The organism is Shewanella sp. DW31, assembly GCF_015767295.1.
GTDB lineage: Bacteria > Pseudomonadota > Gammaproteobacteria > Enterobacterales > Shewanellaceae > Shewanella > Shewanella oncorhynchi.
In genome coordinates this window covers 1-712 of record NZ_JADWMP020000057.1, presented here as the reverse complement: position 1 = coordinate 712, position 712 = coordinate 1, and the positions used below count along the sequence as shown (strand labels likewise).

General features: G+C 44.4%; 1 protein-coding gene. It reads left to right on the top strand.

The annotated features are described in order from the left end of the window. The coding region (locus GWI56_RS21585) for an IS982 family transposase (RefSeq protein WP_198574024.1) at positions 1-697 on the top strand (697 nt) is incomplete at its 5' end. Positions 698-712 lie beyond the last annotated feature (15 nt).

Sequence of the window (712 nt, the reverse complement as noted above, 5' to 3'; positions counted from 1 at the left end):
CGGCTATCTGGCTCATTTCTACAAATCTGCTTTTCCTAATTTACTCAGCTATACCCGCTTTCTTGAGGTGATGCCCACTACTTTAGTGCCGCTTTGCAGCTACTTTGCCAGCCTCAAGAGTGACCCCACTGGCATCGAATTTGTTGATTCAACCAGCATCAAAGTGTGTCATAACCTACGTATTCATCGCCATAAAACCTTGGCGGGACTGGCGTGCAGAGGTAAAGGCACCATGGGGTGGTTTTATGGCTTTAAGCTGCATTTGATTGTGAATCATCAAGGCGGAATCGTGGCGGCCAAAGTGACGCCTGCAAATGTACATGACACAAAACCGGTGAATGAGATGGTGCACAGTGACATGAATAAACTCTATGCAGATAAAGGGTATATCAGTAAAGCGCTGTCCAGTGAATTGCTGGATAAAGGCGTGAAGTTGGTGACGAACGTGCGTAAGAATATGAAAGCGAAGGCAATGTTGTTGTGGGATAGAGCGATGCTGTCGAGACGTTTCATCATAGAAACCATCAACGACCAGTTAAAAAATATCTCTCAAATAGAACACTCTAGACACCGCAGCGTGCATGGTTTTATGCTAAATATGATTGCCGGACTCATCGCCTATCAATTGAAAGACAATAAGCCACAACTGAACCTCACTAACGCAGAGTTTAATGCTATTACAGTTATGGCTTGTTAAACCGATCTCAGGTTA